This is a genomic window from Methylobacterium sp. CCH7-A2 (genome assembly GCF_001557075.1).
Taxonomy (GTDB): domain Bacteria; phylum Pseudomonadota; class Alphaproteobacteria; order Rhizobiales; family Beijerinckiaceae; genus Allobosea; species Allobosea massiliensis.
The window spans coordinates 120,159-139,416 of sequence record NZ_LSKN01000069.1; the positions used below are offsets into that span (position 1 = coordinate 120,159).

The window sequence follows — 19,258 nt, forward strand, 5'->3', positions numbered from 1 at the left end:
GGTTCTCCTCAGGCGGCCTTGCCGGCCATATAGGCCGGCAGCCAGGTCTCGTGGGCGCTCTTCAGCTCGGAGACGGCCACAGGGGTCTCGCCGGCCAGCGCCAGCACGCCACCGCCCGTGCGTCCGAGCACCGTCACCGGCACGCCCGCCCCCGCAATCTCGGCCCGGACCCTCTCGGCCGAACCGGCCGGCACGGTGACGAGATAGCGCGCCTGATCCTCGCCGAAGAGCGCGGCATGGGCCGGCCCCGCCGGCAGCGCCTCGATGGTCGCGCCGATGCCGCCGGCCATCGCCATCTCGGCCAGCGCGACGGCGAGCCCGCCGTCGGACAGGTCGTGGCAGGCGCTGACGCTCCCGGCCGTGATCAGGCCGCGCACGACATCGCCGTTGCGGCGCTCGACGGCGAGATCGACCGGCGGCGGCGCGCCCTCCTCGCGGCCGCAGACCGTCGCGAGATAGGCGCTCTGGCCGAGCCAGCCGGTGGTCTCGCCGATCAGCAGGATCGCCTCGCCCTCCGCCTTGAAGGCGATGGTCGCGTGCTTGGTCACATCGGCGAGAACGCCGACGCCGCCGATGGTCGGGGTGGGCAGGATCGAGACGCCGTTGGTCTCGTTATAGAGCGAGACATTGCCGGAGACGACGGGGAAGTCGAGCGCGCGGCAGGCCTCGCCGATGCCGCGGATGCAGCCGACGAGCTGGCCCATCACCTCGGGCCGCTCGGGATTGCCGAAATTGAGGTTGTCGGTGATGGCGAGCGGCGTCGCTCCCGTCGCGGTGAGATTGCGCCAGGCTTCCGCCACCGCCTGCTTGCCGCCCTCGAAGGGATCCGCCTCGCAATAGCGCGGGGTGACGTCGGCGGTCATCGCCAGGCCCTTCGGCCCGTCCTCGATCCGGATCAGCCCGGCATCGCCGCCCGGCGTCACCACCGAATTGCCGAGGATCAGCGTGTCATACTGTTCCCAGACCCAGCGCTTCGAGCACAGATCGGGCGAGCCGATCAGCTTCAGCAGCGCCTCGGCATTGCTGATCGGCGCCTCGACGCTCTCCGGCGCAATGCGCTGCTGCGGCGGCGTCTCGATCCAGGGCCGGTCATATTCGGGCGCCTCGTCGCCGAGCTCCTTGATCGGGAGATCGGCCATGGTCTCGCCCTGGTGCTTCACGACGAAACGCAGATTGTCGGTGGTGTGGCCGACGATGGCGAAATCCAGTCCCCATTTCCGGAAGATCGCCTCGGCCGGCTCCTCATGGCCGGGCTTGATCACCATGAGCATGCGCTCCTGGCTCTCCGAGAGCATCATCTCATAGGCGCTCATGCCGTCCTCGCGGCAGGGCACGGCGTCGAGATTGAGCTCGACGCCGAGATCGCCCTTGGCGCCCATCTCGACGGCCGAGCAGGTCAGGCCCGCCGCGCCCATGTCCTGGATCGCGTCGACATGGCCGGCCGCCATGATCTCGAGGCAGGCCTCGAGCAAAAGCTTCTCGGCGAAGGGGTCGCCGACCTGCACGGTCGGGCGCTTCTCCTCGGCGCCCTCGTCGAAGGCGGCCGAGGCCATGGTCGCGCCATGGATGCCGTCGCGGCCCGTCTTGGAGCCGAGATAAACGATCGCCTTCCCCACGCCCGAGGCCTTGGCGTAGAAGATCTCGTCAGCCTTCGCGATGCCGACCGCCATGGCGTTGACGAGGATGTTGCCGTCATAGCGCCTGTGGAAACCGGTCAGGCCGCCGACATTGGGAACGCCGAAGGAATTGCCGTAGCCGCCGACGCCGGCGACCACGCCCGAGACGAGATGGCGCGTGCGCGGATGGTCCGGCGAGCCGAAGCGCAGCGCGTCGAGCACCGCGATCGGCCGCGCGCCCATGGTGAAGACGTCGCGCAGGATGCCGCCCACGCCGGTCGTCGCGCCCTGATAGGGCTCGATGAAGGAGGGGTGGTTGTGGCTCTCCATCTTGAAGACGATGGCGAGGCCGTCGCCGATGTCGATGACGCCGGCATTCTCGCCCGGCCCCTGGATCACCCAGGGCGCCTTGGTCGGCAGCGTCTTGAGGTGGATTTTCGAGGACTTGTAGGAGCAGTGCTCGTTCCACATCGCCGAGACGATGCCGAGCTCGGTGATCGTCGGCTCGCGGCCGATCAGATGCAGGAAGCGCTGATACTCGTCGGGCTTCAGGCCGTGTTCGGCGACGAGCTGCGGCGTGATCTTGATGTCGTTGGGAATCACGGGGCGAGGGTTCCTGCCGTTCCGGCCGCGCGGCCAGTTTCGATGCGCGCGGCATAACCCGACTGACCGGCAGTGACAACGCATTCCCGCCGCAACCGCCCTGCGCGACCCGCTTGGCACGCCCCCTGCGCTGTGTCCGTCGGCACGGAGCGGACCGTACCGCGGAGGAACAGATGATGTCGCTTTTGTCCCGTTTCAGGACCGACCGTTCCGGCAATGTCGCGATGATGTTCGGCTTCGCGGCGGTCCCGCTGATCGGGCTGGCCGGCATCGTCGTCGATTACGGCCGGGCCACCTCGGTGCGCACCACGTTGAACGCCGCCGTGGACTCGGCCGCGCTGATGGTGGCGCGCGAGGCCAGCAGGCTGACCGATTCCCAGCTGAAGACCCGCGCCGAGGCGCTGATCCGCGCCAATCTCGCCGGCGGCAGCACGGCGACGCTCGACGGCTATACCGTTACCATCGATCGCGCGGCCCGCACCGTGAACGTCTCCGCCAACAGCACCGTCGAGACGAGCGTCGCGCGCGTGATCGGTTTCGACAGCATTCCCGTCGCCTCCACGGCCCAGGCCGCCTGGGGCACGAACACGATCGAACTGGCGCTGGTGCTGGACAACACCGGCTCGATGGCCTCCTCGAACAAGATGACCGAGCTGAAGAAGGCTTCGCTCGATCTCCTGAAGATCATGAAGGACGCCTCGACCGCCACGGACCAGATCCGCATCTCGATCGTGCCCTTCGCCACCCAGGTCCGCCTGCCGACGAGCTACAAGGACGCGCCCTGGCTGCGCTACGACCAGACCCGCACAACGGGCAGCGGCGGGAATCGGAAGACCGAGACGATCAGCAAGGCGACCTGGCAGGGCTGCATCAGCGACCGCGACAAGCCCAACGACGTGAGCGATGCGAGCGCCGTCGCCGGCGCCACGGCCACGCTTTATCCCGCCGATTTCTGCGCCCAGTCGACCCTGACGCCGATCCGCCCACTGACCAGCGACTGGACGGCGCTGGAAAGCACCGTCAACGCCATGACCCCGGTCGGCAACACCAATGTCACCATCGGCGCGGCCTGGGGCATGGCGAGCCTGAGCCAGGGCGCGCCCCTTCCCGAAGCGGCCGCAGCGACGACGCCGCGCCTGACGAAATACATGATCCTGCTGACCGACGGCGACAACACGCAGAACCGCTTCGGCGACGGCCAGACGACGATGGACCAGCGCACGGCTGCGGCCTGCGCCAGCGCCAAAACGGCGGGTATCAAGATCTATTCGATCCGCGTGATCAACGGGAACAGCAGCCTGCTGCGCGGCTGCGCCAGCGAGACGTCGATGTTCTACGAGGTTTCGAATGCCAGCCAGCTCGGGCCGATCTTCCAGCAGATCGCCCGCGAGATCAGCCAGATCCGCCTGACGATGTGAGGCCTTCGAGCGCCGCGCGCAGATCGGCCGGGATCGGCACCGGGCGCTGCGTGGCGCGGTCGACATAGACATGGGTGAAGCGGCCCTGCGCCGCCGCCCGCTCGCCGCCCTGGCGGAAGACGCCGATCCGGTAGGTGACGGAGCTGGTGCCGAGCCGCTCGACGCCCAGTCCGAGTTCGAGCGTCTCCGGAAAGGCCACGCTCTCGAAATAGGTGCAGCTCGTTTCCACGACGAGCCCGACGGTGCGGCTACCGGCGATCTCGAGGAAACCGCGCTCGATGAGCCAGGCGTTCACGGCGGTATCGAACCAGGAGTAATAGACGACATTGTTGACGTGGCCGTAGACGTCATTGTCGTGCCAGCGCGTCGGGATCGCGCGGAAGACGCCGAAGGCGGCGCGCGCGAGCCGTTCTGGTCTGCCGCTCATGGCTATCCTCCCGCTCTCAACCGCCCACCTTGTCGCCCGTCCCGATTTCGGTCACGCCGAGCGCATCCGCCAGCCGCGCCTTGGCCGAACCGGGTCTAAGCGGCTTCTGCTGGCTCTCATGCGGTGCCCAGCCCGACAGCCAGACCATCTCGAAGGTGGCACGCAACCGACCATCCGCATCGGCGAAGCGCTCGGCATAGAGCGCCGCCGCCCGCATCAGCGTGTCGCGGCGCAAGCCCGTCCGGCGCCTCGCCGTCAGCGCATTGCCCCAGCCCAGCGCCCGCAGATCGCGCAGCAGCCCGAAGAGATCGCGGTAGCGTACCGTCACGACCTCGCTGTCGACGACCGGCAGGGCGAAGCCCGCCCGCTGCAGCAGGCTGCCGAGATCGCGCAGATCGGCGAAGGGCGCGACACGGGGACTGGCGCCGCCCGATGTCTCCGCCTCGGCCTCGAGAAGGATCTGGCGCAGTTCGGTCAGCGTCCGCCCGCCGAGCAGACAGCCGATGAAGAGCCCATCCGGCCGCAGCGCACGGCGGATCTGGATCAGCGCGCCGGGCAGGTCGTTGACGCCCTGCAAGGCGAGAAGGGAGGCGCAGAGATCGAGGCTCGAGGCGGCGAAGGGGAGCCGTTCCAGATCACCCACCAGATCGGGCCGGCCACCCGGGGCCTCCGCCATGTGGAACACGCGGTCGGCCTTGGCTTGCAGGGCCGGGGCGGCCATCGGCAGGGCCGAGCCGAGATCGGCCGCGTCGCCGAAGCGGCGCAGCACCGCAACCAGCCGCTCCTCGAGATCCTCCGCGGCACGCCGCAGCAGGAAATCCGGATAGCCGGCCGCGAGCGCCCGCGTCAGCCGCCGCCGGCCCAGCGCCCGGTCGAAGACGCTGACCGCGTCACTCACCGGTCACGTCCGTCTCACAGACGATCCAGCAGCCGCTCGAGTTCCTGGCGCAGCTGCGGCCCGAGATCGTGACGGTCCAGCGCATAGGCCACGTTGGCGGCGAGGAAGCCCATCTTCGAGCCGGTGTCGTAGATGTCGCCGTCGAAGCGCACGGCATGGAACGGCTCCAGCCGCGACAGCGCGATCATCGAATCGGTCAGCTGGATCTCGCCGCCGGCACCCGGCTCCTGATTGGCCAGCAGGTTGAAGATCGTCGGCTGCAGGATGTAGCGGCCGGTGATGTGCAGATTGGACGGAGCGGTGCCCTTCGGCGGCTTCTCGACCATCTTGGTCACCTTCGAGACCTTGGCCTCGCGCTTCTCGACGCCGACGATGCCGTATTGATGCGTCTGGTCGTCCGGCACCGGCGCCACGGCGATGTGGTTGCCGCCATGCTTGTTGTAGGCGTCGATCAGCTCGGCGAGGCATCCCTTGCCATGGGTGTGATGCAGCATGTCCGGCAGCAGCAGCGCGAAGGGCTCGTCGTCGCCGATGATGTCGCGCGCGCACCAGACCGCATGGCCCAGCCCGAGCGGCTGCTGCTGGCGGGTGAAGCTCGTCGCGCCCGCCAGCGGCAGATCCGCAGCGAGCGCTTCGAGCTCGGCCGTCTTGTTGCGCTTGCGCAGCGTGTCTTCCAGCTCGTAGGCGAAGTCGAAATGATCCTCGATCACCGCCTTGTTGCGGCCGGTGATGAAGACGAAGTGCTCGATGCCGGCGGCGCGGGCCTCGTCCACCACATGCTGGAGCGCCGGCCGGTCGACGACCGTCAGCATCTCCTTCGGAATGGCCTTGGTCGCAGGGAGAAACCGGGTGCCGAGACCGGCGACGGGGAAGACGGCCTTGCGGATGCGTTTCGACATTGAAGGTCCAATTGTCGCCTCGGCCTCGGGTGCCTGTGGCGGTGCGGGTGGAAGAGCGGCCGGCGCGCGGCTTGGTACAGCCGGTCAGATCGTATTAGAAGCACGACGAGCTTGCGAGACCGTGAACGCCTTTTGCGTCGGGCGGTTCCTGGCGACGGAAGGTGTCGGAAAACGATGACGGTCCTTGTTTCGGGCGGAGCCGGTTATATCGGCAGTCACATGGTTCTGGAACTGCTGGACCGTGGCGAGAGCGTGGTCGTTCTGGACAATCTCTCGACCGGCTTCTGGTGGGCGGTCCCCAAGGAAGTCCCGCTGATCCAGGGCGACGTCGCCGATCAGGATCTCGTCGCCCGCATCATCGCCGAACACGGCATCACCGAGATCGCCCATTTCGCCGCGAAGATCGTCGTGCCGGAATCAGTGGCCGACCCGCTGGGCTACTATCTCAACAACACGGTGAAGACGCGGGCGCTGCTGGAGAGCGCGGTCCGCGGCGGCGTCCGACGCGTCATCTTCTCCTCGACCGCGGCGGTCTATGGCGAACCGCCGGTAAGCCCGGTGCCGGAGGAGATCGAGCTCAACCCGATCAACCCCTATGGCCGCTCCAAGCTGATGAGCGAGTGGATGCTCGCCGATGCGGCGAAGGCGCATGGGCTGGGCTACGTCGTGCTGCGCTATTTCAACGTGGCGGGGGCCGATCCCCGCGGCCGTTCCGGCCAGTCCTCGCCCAACGCGACGCATCTGATCAAGGTCGCCGGCCAGGCGGCGCTGGGCCAGCGTGACGGCCTCGAGGTCTTCGGCACCGATTACCCGACGCCGGACGGGACCTGCGTCCGCGACTACATCCACGTCACCGACCTCGCCCGCGCCCATCTCGCGGCGCTCGACCATCTGCGCGGCGGCGGCGCGAGCCTGACCCTCAATTGCGGCTATGGCCGAGGCTATTCGGTGAAGCAGGTCGTCGAGGTGGTGAAGAAGGTCTCCGGGGTCGATTTCCCGGTGAAGTTCTCGGGCCGCCGTGCCGGCGACCCGGCCGCCCTCGTCGCGAAGGCCGACCGGATCCGCAACGAGCTCGGCTGGAAGCCGGAGCATGAGGATCTCGAGGAGATCGTTCGCCAGGCGCTGGCCTGGGAGGACAGCCTGAAGACCCGCAACGCGGTCTGAGCGATCCGGGCTCAGCCCGTCGCGGCCAGTTCGGCGGGATCGCGCACCGCCGTCACCGTCAGGCGACGTCGCTCGGCTGTCCGCGTCACCCAGTCGATCGACTTGCCGGCAGCCATGCCGATCAGGGCCGCGCCGATCGGCGTCATGACCGAGATCCGCCCGGCGTCGATGTCGGCCTCTTCAGGGCGCACGAGCGTGATGGTGCTTTCCTTGCCGGACCCCTCGTCCCGGAAGGTGACGCCGCTGCCAATCCGGACATGATCGCCTGAATGCCGCCCGGGCGGGAGAATGCGCGCGCGGTCGAGCTCGCGGGCCAGCGCCTCCGCCAGATCGGCCAGCCGCTCGCCGGCGCCGTCGACGGCACGGCTCAGCAGGAGATGGTCCTCGGCGGTGAGCACGATGGCGGGACGCGCGGAGCGCTTGGTGGCGGAATTCATGCTGTTTCCTGATGGTCTGTCGCAGGCTGGCGACGCGTTTCGATCGCGCCGGCGACAGCCGTGGGACGATGGGTGATAGGCTGAAAATGCTGCCGATCGGCGCTTTGGCGACCCCGAACCCGGAGCGCACAGCGCAGCGGGCGCGGGGCTAGGAGCCCGCGATGAAGGAACCGGAACGGCGAAAGCCGCAGCAGATGATCGACAGCCGGATCATGCGCAGAGGCTCGGCCATGCCGCCGGCTTTGTCAAATCGGCGCGATCCTCCGACGCCGAGCCCAAGGATTGCCGCCGGGCTTAACCTTTGGTTAATCTTGTTCGGGCGCTCTGGAGCGGCCCTTTTTCTCCAGCCGTCCGGGTTTGTCATGCGCCTGTCCGTCATCGCCGCAACGGCCCTGATCAGCCTGGCGCCTGCCCTCGCCCAGACGACCGGTTCGATCAGCAATTCAGCCGCCCGCACGCGCGAGGCTCCGCCGACGCCGGCGCCGCGCCCTGCGGAGAGCGATTTCGGCGGCTTCCTCCAGCGCCTCTGGCCGCAAGCCCAGGCCCGCGGCATCTCGCGCGCGACCTTCGACCTCGCCTTCCGCGGCGTGACGCCGGACCCCGCCATTGCCGCTCTGACGAAGAAGCAGTCGGAATTCAGCGCGCCGATCTGGGGCTATCTCAACAGCGCGGTCGGCGGCACGCGCATTCCCCGCGGCCGCGATGCGGCCGCCGACAACGCCTCGGTGCTGGCGCAGGTCGAGGCGCGCTACGGCGTGCCGAAGGAGATCGTGCTCGGCGTCTGGGGCATGGAAACCAATTACGGCTCGTTCAAGGGCGACAAGGACACGATCCGCTCGCTGGCGACGCTCGCCCATCTGCGCTATCGCGGCGACTTCTTCCGCGACGAACTGCTGACCGCGCTAGAACTGATCGAGGAAGGCCATGTCGAGCGCCGCGAGCTGCGCGGCTCCTGGGCCGGCGCGATGGGCCACACCCAGTTCATGCCGTCGAGCTACCGCAAATACGCGGTCGATTTCACCGGCGACGGCCATGCCGACATCTGGAGCTCGACCGCCGACGCGCTCGCCTCCACCGCCAACTACCTCAAGGGCCATGGCTGGGTGCCGGGCCTGCCCTGGGGTCTCGAGGTCTCGCTGCCGCAGGGCTTCGACCACAGGCTGAACCGGGCGAGCTTTGCACAGTTCGCCTCCGCCGGCGTGCGCAAGGCCGATGGCGGGCGCCTGCCCTCCTCCGGCGAGGGGCGGTTGTTCTACCCCGCCGGCCATCGCGGCCCGGTGATGCTGCTGACGGCGAATTTCGACGTCATCAAGAAGTACAACTCGTCGGATGCCTATGCCCTCGCCGTCGGCCATCTCGGCGACCGCATCCTGGGGCGCCCGGAGATCCAGGCCGACTGGCCGGTGCAGGCGCCGCGCCTCGACAAGGCCGGCATCCAGGACCTGCAGCGCCGGCTCAAGACGCTCGGCCTCTACGACCACGACGCCGACGGGCGCATCGGCACCGGCACGCGCGAGGCGGTGCGCCAGTACCAGCTCCGCCAGGGCGAGATCCCCGATGGCTGGCCGACGCCGGCCCTGCTCGTAAGGCTGCGCGGCGCGCGCTGACGGGCGCCGCGTCTTCGGCTATGCTGGCGCCGCCCCGCCGAGAGGCACGGATCGAGAGCCCGATGCGGTTGCGCGCCCTTCTCACGATGCTTGCTGTGGCCGGCCTGCTGCTCCTGACCGGCGGGCCGACGTCGTTCGCGCAGCAGGCACGGCAGGCCCAGCCGCAACAGCCGCAGCAGCGCAGCTTCTTCCAGCTCTTCTGGCAGCAGCCGGCGCAGCCCCAGGTCGTCCAGCCGCAGCGACAGCGCGTTGCGCCGGTGGTGCGCCGCCGCCCGGCCGCGCCTGTCGTCGTCCGCGACGATCCCGTCATCCCCAAGGTCGACGTCGCCCACCACATTCTGGTCATCGGCGACTCCCTCGCCAACCTTCTGGCCGATGGGCTGGAGGACGCGCTGGAAGACCGGCCCGATCTCGGCGTGATCGCGAAAGCCAAGCCGGATTCCGGCCTCGTCCGCAGCGATTTCCACGACTGGCCGAAGGTCGCCGCCGACCTCGTCGCGGCCGACACCAAGGTCGGCCTCGCCGTCATGCTGATCGGCCTGAATGACCGCCAGGCCCTGCGCGAAGGCGAGACGGTGCACGAGCCGCTGAGCCCGCGCTGGCTCGAACTCTATCGCGAGCGCATCCAGGCGGTGGCGCAGGTCTTCGCGTCGCGGCGGATTCCGCTGATCTGGGTCGGCGCGCCGCCCGTCCAGAACGCGCGGCTTTCCACCGACCTCGTCACCTTCAACGATCTCTACCGCCAGCAGGTCGAACGCGCCGGCGGGCAATATGTCGACCTCTGGGGCGCCTTCGTCGACAGCGAGAACCGCTATGCCGCCATGGGCCCGGACGTCTCGGGCCAGACCACGCGTCTGCGGCTCGGCGACGGCATCCATTTCACCAGCGCCGGGGCCCGCAAGGCGGCCCATTTCGTCGATGTGCTGGTGCGGCGGCTGTTCGCCCCCGGCCTCCAGAGCGGCATCATCGCCCTGCCCGTCTCGCCGGAGACGGGAGCGCCGATCAATCCCGAACTCCAGGCGGGCGGCATCGAACGGCTGATCGACCAGATGGTCGCGGGCGTGCCGGTGATCAGCCTGCCCGCCGCGCTCCAGGCCAAGCCGGCGGCGGGGCCGATCCTGCCGCTGACCGGCACGGCGGGGCCGGGCGAGCAGGCCCTGCTGGTCTCGATCCCCGAGGCCCGCGGCCGCGGCGAGCTCGCCGGCCAGCTCGACCGCATCTTCGGGGAAGGCATCCTGCCCGAACCCAAGCCGGGACGCCTGGACGATCACCGCTGGCCGCGGTGATTAACGTCATGGTCGGGTCACGCCCGACCATCCCGGAAACCCATCACACCGGCAGGATCGTCTCGCCCATCAGGTGCTTGTCGATCGCATGCGCCGCCTGGCGGCCCTCGCGGATCGCCCAGACGACGAGCGACTGGCCGCGCCGCATGTCGCCGGCGACGAAGACCTTGTCGACGCTGGTGCGGTAGTCGCTGTCATTGGCGACGACATTGGCGCGCTTGTCCACGGCCGCGCCCGACTGCGCGATCATGCCCTCGATCACCGAGCCGGCGAAGCCGATGGCGAGGAAGCAGAGATCGGCCTGCAGCGTGAACTCCGTGCCCGGGATCGGCTTGCGCTTCTCGTCGACACGGACGCATTTCACGCCGGTCAGCTTGCCGTTGCGGCCTTCGAGCCCGAGCGTCGCCGCCTGGAACTCGCGCTCGGCGCCCTCGGCCTGCGAGGAGGAGGTGCGGAACTTCGTCGGCCAATAGGGCCAGACGGTGAGCTTGTCCTCGATCTGCGGCGCCATCGGCCTGATGTCGAGCTGCGTCACCGAGAGCGCGCCCTGGCGGAAGGCGGTGCCGACGCAGTCCGACGCCGTGTCGCCGCCACCGACCACGACGACATGCTTGCCGCCGGCCAGGATCGGCGTGATGCCCGAGACGTCCTCGCCGCCGACCCGCTTGTTCTGCTGGGTCAGGTAGGGCATCGCGTAGTGCACGCCGTCGAGATTGGTGTCCGGCAGGCCGGGATCGCGGGGCACCTCGGCGCCGCCGCTCATCAGCACGGCGTCGTAGCCATCGACCAGCTCGCGGAAGGGCAGCGTCACGCCGATGTTGACGTTGTAGTGGAAGGTGACGCCCTCGGCCTCCATCTGCTTCACGCGACGGTCGATGTGCTTCTTTTCCATCTTGAAGTCGGGGATGCCGTAGCGCAGCAGGCCGCCGGCGCGGGCCTCGCGCTCATAGACATGGACCTCGTGGCCGACGCGGGCGAGCTGCTGCGCCGCGGCGAGGCCCGCGGGGCCAGAGCCGACGACGGCGATCTTCTTGCCGGTGCGGATCGCGGCCGGCTCGGGCACGATCCAGCCCTCCTGCCAGCCCTTGTCGGCGATCGCCTGCTCGATCGTCTTGATCGTGACCGGCATGTTCTCGAGGTTCAGCGTGCAGGCTTCCTCGCAGGGCGCGGGGCAGATGCGGCCGGTGAACTCCGGGAAGTTGTTGGTGGAGTGGAGGTTGCGCAGCGCATCCTCCCAGCCGCCGGAATAGACCAGCTCGTTCCAGTCCGGGATCTGGTTGTGGACCGGGCAGCCGGTCGGCCCATGGCAGAACGGGATGCCGCAATCCATGCAGCGCGCCGCCTGCTTCTTGACGTCGCGCTCCTCCAGCGGGAGCGTGAACTCCCGGAAATGACGGATGCGGTCGCCGGCGAGCTGATACTTCTGCTCCTGCCGGTCATATTCGAGAAAGCCGGTGACCTTGCCCATGCCTGTGTCTCTCGCCGTCCCGCCCGGCTCAGCCGGGCATCCCCGCGGGGCGGGGCGCCTGTCCCGATGAAGCCCCGGGGCGGCAGAAGCCCGCCCGGGACCGACCCTCGTGTTATTCCGCCGCCTGCAGCGAGCGCGCCTGTTCCATCTCGCGCAGCGCCCGGCGGTACTCGACCGGCATCACCTTGACGAACTTGGTCCGGTAATCGGCCCAGTTCTCCAGGATGCGCCTGGCCGTCTCCGAACCGGTGTAGTCGACATGGTTCGTCAGCATCTGCATCAGGCGCTCCTCGTCATGGCCCGACATGTTGGCCATGTCGATGCGGCCCTTGTGCTCGAGATCGCCGCCATGATGGTGCAGCCGCTCCATCAGGTCCTCTTCCTCCTCGACCGGTTCGAGATCGACCATGGAGAGGTTGCAGCGCTGCGGGAAGGTCCCGTCCTCGTCGAGCACATAGGCGATGCCACCCGACATGCCGGCCGCGAAGTTGCGCCCCGTCGGGCCGATCACCGCGACGACGCCGCCCGTCATGTACTCGCAGCCATGGTCGCCCGTGCCCTCGACCACGGCGACCGCACCCGAATTGCGGACGGCGAAGCGCTCGCCGGCGATGCCGCGGAAATAGGCCTCGCCCGAGATCGCGCCGTAGAGCACCGTGTTGCCGACGATGATCGAGCGCTCCGGCACCGCCTTCGAGGCCGGGTCCGGCTTCACGATCAGCTTGCCGCCCGACAGGCCCTTGCCGACATAGTCGTTGGCCTGGCCCGTCAGCTCGACGGTCACGCCTGCTGCGAGGAAGGCGGCGAAGCTCTGGCCCGAGGTGCCCGAGAGCTTCACCGTGATGGTGTCCTCCGGCAGGCCGGCATGGCCGTACTTCTTGGCGACGGCGCCCGACAGCATCGCGCCGACGCTGCGGTCGACATTGCAAACCGGGTGCTCGAGCACCACCGGCGTGCCGGTCTCCAGCGCGTCCTGCGCGCCCTCGATCAGCTTGCGGTCGAGCACATCGTCGATCGGATGCTTCTGCAGCTCGACATGGCGGATCGCCACGTCCGGCAGATCGACCTTGTGGAACAGCCGCGAGAAATCGAGCCCCTTGGCCTTCCAGTGGTCGATCGCCTCGCGCTTGTCGAGCAGGTCCGAGCGGCCGACGATCTCGTCGAGGCGGGTGAAGCCCATCTCGGCCAGGATCTTCCGCACGTCCTCGGCGACGAAGAAGAAGTAGTTGATGACGTGCTCGGGCAGGCCCTTGAAGCGCTTGCGCAGCACCGGATCCTGCGTCGCGACGCCGACCGGGCAGGTGTTGAGATGGCACTTGCGCATCATGATGCAGCCTGCCGCGATGAGCGGGGCGGTCGAGAAGCCGAACTCGTCGGCCCCGAGCAGCGCGCCGATGACGACGTCGCGGCCCGTGCGCAGGCCGCCATCGACCTGCAGCGCGACGCGGCCGCGCAGCTGGTTGAGGACGAGCGTCTGCTGCGTCTCGGCGAGCCCGATCTCCCAGGGCGAGCCGGCATGCTTCAGCGAGGTCAGCGGGCTCGCGCCCGTGCCGCCCTCGAAGCCCGAGATGGTGATGTGGTCGGCGCGCGACTTGGCGACGCCGGCCGCGACCGTGCCCACCCCGATCTCGGAGACGAGCTTCACCGAGACATCCGCCGTTGGGTTGACGTTCTTCAGGTCGAAGATCAGCTGCGCCAGATCCTCGATCGAATAGATGTCGTGATGCGGTGGCGGCGAGATCAGTCCGACGCCCGGGGTCGAATGCCGGACCTTGGCGATCTTCGCATCGACCTTGTGGCCGGGCAGCTGGCCGCCCTCGCCGGGCTTGGCACCCTGCGCGACCTTGATCTGCATGACGTCAGCATTGACGAGATATTCGGTCGTCACGCCGAAGCGGCCGGACGCGATCTGCTTGATCGCGGAGCGCTTCGAGCGCCCGTCGGCCATCGGCTTGAAGCGGATCGGCTCCTCGCCGCCCTCGCCGGTGTTCGACTTGCCGCCGATCTGGTTCATCGCGATCGCGATGGTCTCGTGCGCTTCGCGCGAGATCGACCCGAAGGACATCGCGCCCGTGGCGAAGCGCTTGACGATCTCGGAGGCCGGCTCGACGCTCTCCAGCGGCACCGGCGCGCGGCCGTTGTCGCGCGCCTGCTTCAGCTTGAACAGGCCGCGGATCGTGGTCAGCCGCTGCGCCTCGTCATTCACCTGCTGCGCGAAGGCCTCGTAGCGGTCCTGGGCGTTGAGGCGCACCGCATGCTGCAGCGAGGCGACGACGTCCGGCGTCCAGACATGCTCCTCGCCGCGGATGCGGTAGACATATTCGCCGCCGATATCGAGACTGTTGCGATAGACCGGCGCGTCGCCGAAGGCGTCCTTGTGGCGGCTGACGCTCTCCAGCGCGACCTCCTCCAGGCCGACGCCCTCGATCGCGGTCGCCGTGCCGAAGAAGTAGCGCTCGACGAAGTCGCTGCGCAGGCCGACCGCGTCGAAGATCTGCGCGCCGCAATAGGACTGGTAGGTCGAGATGCCCATCTTGGACATGACCTTCAGCACGCCCTTGCCGACGGACTTGATGTAGCGCTTCACCACCTCATAGGCGTCGACCTCGGTCGGGAAGGCGCCCTGCTCGTGCAGGTCAAGCAGCGTGTCGAAGGCGAGATAGGGGTTGATCGCCTCCGCCCCATAGCCGGCGAGGCAGCAGAAATGGTGGATCTCGCGCGGCTCGCCCGATTCCACGACGAGGCCGACCGAGGTGCGCAGACCCTTGCGGATCAGGTGATGATGCACGGCCGCCGTCGCCAGCAGCGCCGGGATCGGGATCCGGTCCGGCCCGACCAGGCGGTCGGACAGGATGATGATGTTGTAGCCGCCATGGACCGCCGCCTCGGCGCGCTCGCAGAGGCGTTCCAGCGCCGCCGCCATGCCGCCCGCACCGTCGCGCGCCGGATAGGTGAAGTCGATCGTCTTGGTGTCGAAGCGATCCTCATAATGGCCGATGCAGCGGATCTTCTCGAGATCGTCATTGGTCAGGATCGGCTGGCGCACCTCGAGGCGCTTGCGCCGCGAGGTTCCCTCCAGGTCGAGGATGTTCGGCCGCGGCCCGATGAAGGAGAGCAGGCTCATCACCAGTTCCTCGCGGATCGGATCGATCGGCGGGTTGGTGACCTGGGCGAAGTTCTGCTTGAAATAGGTGTAGAGCAGCTTCGACTTCGACGAGAGCGCCGAGATCGGCGTGTCGGTGCCCATCGAGCCGACCGCTTCCTGCCCCGTCACCGCCATCGGCGCCATCAGCAGGCGGGTGTCCTCCTGCGTGTAACCGAAGGCCTGCTGGCGATCGAGCAGGGCGACGTCGGTGCGCTGCGCCCGCGCCTCGACCGGCGGCAGGTCCTCCAGCACGATCTGGGTGCGCTTCAGCCACTCCTTGTAGGGGTTGGCCTGGCACAGGCTCGCCTTGATCTCGTCGTCGCCGATGATCCGGCCCTCTTCGAGGTCGATCAGCAGCATCTTGCCGGGCTGCAGGCGCCACTTCTCGACGATCTTCTCCTCCGGGATCGGCAGCACGCCGAATTCGGAGGCGAGCACCACGAGCCCGTCATCGGTGACGAGATAGCGCGCCGGCCGCAGGCCGTTGCGGTCCAGCGTCGCGCCGATCTGCTTGCCGTCGGTGAAGGCGATCGCGGCCGGCCCGTCCCAGGGCTCCATCAGCGCGGCGTGGTATTCGTAGAAGGCGCGCCGCTCCTCATCCATCAGCGGGTTGCCGTTCCAGGCCTCGGGAACGAGCATCATCATCGCGTGCGCGAGCGAGTAGCCGCCCTGCACCAGGAATTCGAGCGCGTTGTCGAAGCAGGCGGTGTCGGACTGGCCCTCATAGGAGATCGGCCAGAGCTTCGAGATGTCAGGCCCGAACAGCTCGGAATCGACCGAAGCCTGCCGCGCCGCCATCCAGTTGACGTTGCCGCGCAGCGTGTTGATCTCGCCGTTATGGGCGACCATCCGGTAGGGATGCGCCAGCCGCCAGGACGGGAAGGTGTTGGTGGCGAAGCGCTGATGCACCAGCGCGATCGCGCTCTCGAAGCGCTCGTCCTGCAGATCCTTGAAATAGCTGCCGAGCTGGGTGACCAGCACCATGCCCTTGTAGACGATCGTGCGCGCCGACATCGAGACCGGGTAATAGGTCGCGGTGGCGCGGTCCTTCAGCTTGTAGACCTTGTTGGAGACGGACTTGCGCAGAACGTAGACCTTGCGCTCGAACTCCTCCTCCGTCGCGATTTCGGCCGGGCGGCCGACGAAGAGCTGGCGATGGACCGGCTCGGTCTCCTTCACCGCCTTGCCGAGATCGGAACCGTCGACGGGCACGTCGCGCCAGCCGAGGAAGATCAGCCCCTCTTCGGTCACCGTCTGCTCGACGATGTCCTCGCAGGTCTTCCGGTCGCCATTGTCGCGCGGCATGAAGAACTGGCCGATCGCGTAATGGCCGACATCCGGCAGGGTGATGCCGAGCGTCGCGCATTCCTCGCGGAAGAAGCGGTCCGGGATCTGGGTGAGGATGCCGCAGCCGTCGCCGAGCTTGGGATCGGCGCCGACCGCGCCGCGATGGTCGATGTTGAGCAGGATTTGCAGGCCCTGCGCGACGACGGCGTGGCTCTTGCGGTTCTTCATGTCGGCGATGAAGCCGACGCCGCAGGAATCCTTCTCCATCGACGGATCGTAGAGACCCTGGCGCACCGGCATCGCCGGATCGCGAACCTCGGGGAAGCGCTCGAAGGCCGGCGTGGCCGGCGTGGCGCCGCCCGAGGTCTCCGCGCGCTCGAAGGCGCCGCTCGACTGGCTGGTTTCGCTCATCGTCAAACCCCGCTTGCCACGGCCCGCCCAGCTTCCGCCGGAGGGCCACCTTGAGTCCATATCACCTGTCTGCCGCACCGGACCCGTCTTGACCCCGGCTCGCGAAGCCGCAGCAAGGACGGGGCCAACCGGGCCGCTCGCTTTGTCGTCGGAGGTGGCTTGCGCTGGTCTCGGGGCGCCCGCGTCCTCCGCAGGCGCTGAGGGCTTTCGCCCTGCCGCGCCTGTCAGGCTGCCGCTTTGCGGGCGGCGCGCGTACGATTGGCTTTGGCGTGTTTGGCCGCGCCTTTCGTCATCGATCCGCTCCGTTGCGTTTGGCACGACCGTTCTCCCAGAGGGGCCCGATCGGCACGGCGAAAAATGGGACAGCAACACTGTCCTATCTCGTGAATTTGCCAGAATTCCAATCTTCGCACAAGCGGTGAATCGACACCCTTCGGAAATTTTATGTTGAGTGAGCCCCGCATCCCGACATTTCTGGCATGACTGGCCGCGGAGAGCGCTCACTTCCTGTCGGGCGTGCCCCGCGGGGCTCTGGCGCCCCGAGGACCGGGCGCCTAGGCTGGCGGCTTCCGTATTCCATGGTCAGGCCCGATGTCGCTGGTGATCGTCCCCGTCTATGCCGCGCTGCTGGCGCTGCTTTTTGTCATGCTCTCCCTGTCGGTCGTCCGGCAGCGGCGTAGCGGCCGTGTCGCCATCGGCACGGCCGGAGACCGGGAACTAGAACGGCGCGTCCGCGTCCATGGCAATTTCGCCGAATACACGCCGCTCGCCTTGCTGCTGCTCGCCATGGCCGAGTTCCGTGGCGCGCCGGCCCTGCTGCTGCACGGGCTGTGCCTGTGCCTGCTCCTGGGACGCGCCAGCCATGCCTGGGGCGTCTCGCATCTCGATGAGGATCTGCGCTTCCGCGTCGCCGGCATGGTCGCGACCTTCCTCGCGCTGATCGCGGCCTCGCTGACCCTGCTCGTGCAGGCGCTGGTCGGCTAGGCGCCCGGCGCCCTTGGCGACGGCGCCGCCGATCTCTATCGCTGGCGGCATGAACTTCATCAGCGACAACATCGCGGGCGCCAGCCCGAAGGTCATGGCCGCGATCGCCGCCGCCAATGACGGACCGGCCTCGGCCTATGGCACGGATGGCTGGACGCAAGCCACTGAGCGACGCATCGCCGAGATCTTCGAGCATGAAGTCGCGGTCTTCCTCGTCACCAGCGGTACGGCGGCCAATGCCCTGGCGCTGGCGAGCCTGACCCGCCCTTGGGGTGCCGTCATCACCCATGAAGAGAGCCATGTCGCGGACGACGAATGCGGCGCGCCGGAATTCTTCAGCGACGGCGCCAAGCTGATCGGCCTGCCCGGCGCCGGCAACAAGCTCTCGCCCGCAGATGTCACCCAGACGCTGGCCCGCTTCCGCGAGGGCGCCCTGCATCAGGTCCAGCCGCAGGTGCTGTCGATCACCCAGGCCACCGAATGCGGCACGATCTACACGCCCTACGAAATCCGCGCGCTGAAGGCGGCCGCCGCGCCGCGCAGCCTTGCTCTGCACATGGACGGCGCCCGCTTCGCCAATGCGCTGGTGACGTTGGGCTGCAGCCCGGCCGAGACGACCTGGAAGGCGGGCATCGACGTGCTCTCCTTCGGCGGCACCAAGAACGGCGCCTGGGCGGCCGAGGCGGTCGTCTTCTTCGATCCCGCCCGCGCGGCCGAGATGAAATGGCGCCGCAAGCGCGCCGGCCAGACTCTCTCCAAGGGCCGGCTCATCGGCGCCCAGTTCGAGGGGCTGCTCGCCGACGGGCACTGGCTCGACCTGGCCCGCTATGCCAATGCGCTGGCGCAGCGCCTCGCCCAGGCGATCGGGCGCAGCACCCAGGCCCGCCTCGCCTGGCCCTGCCAGGCCAATGAAGTGTTTCTGATTTTGTCTCCGGCCCTGCAGGCACGGCTGAAAGCGGCAGGGGTCGGCTATATCGACTGGTCCGCGCGCGCGCTCCCGGTGGGCGAAGCGCTCGCCGAGGGCGAGGTGGTCGGCCGCTTCGTGATGTCCTTCGCCACGCCCGAAGCCGATGTGACCCGGCTGATCGCCCTGATCGAGGCCGCGGAGGGCTGAAACCCTCCCGCTTTCAGCCCCACGCCCGCCGCAATCCCTAAGGAAGACTGAACGCTTGTCAGTCCATCCTGGAAGGGTCTGCCCCTCATGGTTCTTCGTTCGACCGCGCCGACGCGCACCGCGCTGATGGGTCTGGCCGTCGCCGGCGCCCTCGCCGGCAGTGCCGGCTCCGCCTCGGCCCAGTACTATCTCGATGACGACGCGCCCTATCTCGAGCAGCGCTTCGGCTATGGCTACGGCTACCGCTATGTCGCGCCGCGCCCGCCGGCACCAATCCCGCAGCGCGCGATCTCACGCATCGCCGCCCGCGATCTGGGCCTGGTGCAGGTCGACCGCACCATCGCCACCGGCTCCGCCTATGTCGTCGACGGGCGCACCCGCAGCGGCGCCCGCATCCGCCTCATCCTCGATCCCTATAGCGGCCAGGAACTCGACCGGATCGTCCTGCAGCCGGCGCCCCGGCAGGCCCCGCGCGTCGCCCGCATCGAGCCGCG

At 68.5% G+C, this 19,258-nt stretch carries 14 protein-coding genes and 1 pseudogene; 7 read left to right on the forward strand and 8 right to left on the reverse strand.

Going from position 1 to position 19,258, the window contains the following annotated elements:
- Positions 1-8 precede the first annotated feature (8 nt).
- Positions 9-2,216: a phosphoribosylformylglycinamidine synthase subunit PurL gene (purL, locus tag AX750_RS05355; RefSeq protein WP_066718033.1), complete on the reverse strand. Its 2,208-nt coding sequence runs from the start codon at positions 2,214-2,216 to the stop codon at positions 9-11.
- Positions 2,217-2,392: 176 nt separating this feature from the next.
- Between purL and AX750_RS05360 the strand changes: the two genes are divergently transcribed.
- Positions 2,393-3,637 carry a TadE/TadG family type IV pilus assembly protein gene (locus tag AX750_RS05360; protein ID WP_066718003.1) on the forward strand — a complete coding sequence of 415 codons (1,245 nt, stop codon included), beginning with the start codon at positions 2,393-2,395 and terminating at the stop codon, positions 3,635-3,637.
- Here AX750_RS05360 and AX750_RS05365 read toward each other — a convergent pair.
- The 3 genes from AX750_RS05365 to AX750_RS05375 are packed head-to-tail and all read right to left on the reverse strand — an operon-like array spanning position 3,612 to position 5,861.
- Positions 3,612-4,064: a thioesterase family protein gene (locus tag AX750_RS05365; protein WP_197426542.1), complete on the reverse strand. Its 453-nt coding sequence runs from the start codon at positions 4,062-4,064 to the stop codon at positions 3,612-3,614. The genes AX750_RS05360 and AX750_RS05365 overlap by 26 nt on opposite strands.
- A 16-nt stretch (positions 4,065-4,080) precedes the next feature.
- Entirely contained in the window at positions 4,081-4,962 is an 882-nt protein-coding gene (locus tag AX750_RS05370; RefSeq protein WP_066718007.1) for a methyltransferase domain-containing protein, read from the reverse strand.
- Between the two features lie 14 nt (positions 4,963-4,976).
- Positions 4,977-5,861, reverse strand: coding sequence for a UTP--glucose-1-phosphate uridylyltransferase (locus AX750_RS05375; RefSeq protein ID WP_066718010.1), 885 nt, complete (start codon positions 5,859-5,861; stop codon positions 4,977-4,979).
- Positions 5,862-6,035: 174 nt separating this feature from the next.
- Here AX750_RS05375 and galE point away from each other — a divergent pair, with 174 nt between their 5' ends.
- Positions 6,036-7,025 carry a UDP-glucose 4-epimerase GalE gene (gene galE / locus AX750_RS05380; protein WP_066718013.1) on the forward strand — a complete coding sequence of 330 codons (990 nt, stop codon included), beginning with the start codon at positions 6,036-6,038 and terminating at the stop codon, positions 7,023-7,025.
- A gap of 11 nt (positions 7,026-7,036) precedes the next feature.
- On the opposite strand, the gene rnk is transcribed toward galE, so the two are convergent.
- A complete protein-coding gene (gene rnk, locus AX750_RS05385) occupies positions 7,037-7,462 on the reverse strand; it encodes a nucleoside diphosphate kinase regulator (protein ID WP_066718016.1) in 426 nt (141 codons plus the stop codon).
- A gap of 148 nt (positions 7,463-7,610) precedes the next feature.
- On the reverse strand, positions 7,611-7,826 hold the full coding sequence (locus AX750_RS25860; RefSeq protein ID WP_156446444.1) for a hypothetical protein: 216 nt from the start codon (positions 7,824-7,826) through the stop codon (positions 7,611-7,613).
- Between AX750_RS25860 and AX750_RS05390 the strand changes: the two genes are divergently transcribed.
- A complete protein-coding gene (locus AX750_RS05390) occupies positions 7,825-9,069 on the forward strand; it encodes a lytic murein transglycosylase (protein ID WP_082735410.1) in 1,245 nt (414 codons plus the stop codon). The two genes, AX750_RS25860 and AX750_RS05390, sit on opposite strands and share 2 nt — an antisense overlap.
- Positions 9,070-9,131: 62 nt before the next feature.
- Positions 9,132-10,355 (forward strand): SGNH family hydrolase, encoded by a 1,224-nt coding sequence (locus tag AX750_RS05395; protein ID WP_066718019.1) that lies wholly within the window; start codon positions 9,132-9,134, stop codon positions 10,353-10,355.
- Between the two features lie 43 nt (positions 10,356-10,398).
- On the opposite strand, the gene AX750_RS05400 is transcribed toward AX750_RS05395, so the two are convergent.
- Together AX750_RS05400 and gltB are read right to left on the reverse strand one after the other, a co-directional pair.
- Positions 10,399-11,823 carry a glutamate synthase subunit beta gene (locus AX750_RS05400; RefSeq protein WP_066718022.1) on the reverse strand — a complete coding sequence of 475 codons (1,425 nt, stop codon included), beginning with the start codon at positions 11,821-11,823 and terminating at the stop codon, positions 10,399-10,401.
- 112 nt (positions 11,824-11,935) lie between these two features.
- Positions 11,936-16,555 (reverse strand): glutamate synthase large subunit, encoded by a 4,620-nt coding sequence (gene gltB, locus AX750_RS05405; RefSeq protein ID WP_245282315.1) that lies wholly within the window; start codon positions 16,553-16,555, stop codon positions 11,936-11,938.
- Between the two features lie 702 nt (positions 16,556-17,257).
- On the opposite strand from gltB, the gene AX750_RS05410 reads away from it, so the two are divergent.
- The 3 genes and pseudogenes from AX750_RS05410 to AX750_RS05420 form a co-directional block, all read left to right on the forward strand.
- A complete protein-coding gene (locus AX750_RS05410; protein WP_066718028.1) occupies positions 17,258-17,650 on the forward strand; it encodes an MAPEG family protein in 393 nt (130 codons plus the stop codon).
- Positions 17,651-17,699: 49 nt separating this feature from the next.
- A complete protein-coding gene (locus tag AX750_RS05415) occupies positions 17,700-18,764 on the forward strand; it encodes a low specificity L-threonine aldolase (RefSeq protein ID WP_066718031.1) in 1,065 nt (354 codons plus the stop codon).
- 87 nt (positions 18,765-18,851) lie between these two features.
- Positions 18,852-19,258, forward strand: a pseudogene (locus AX750_RS05420) (hypothetical protein); the annotation flags it as partial.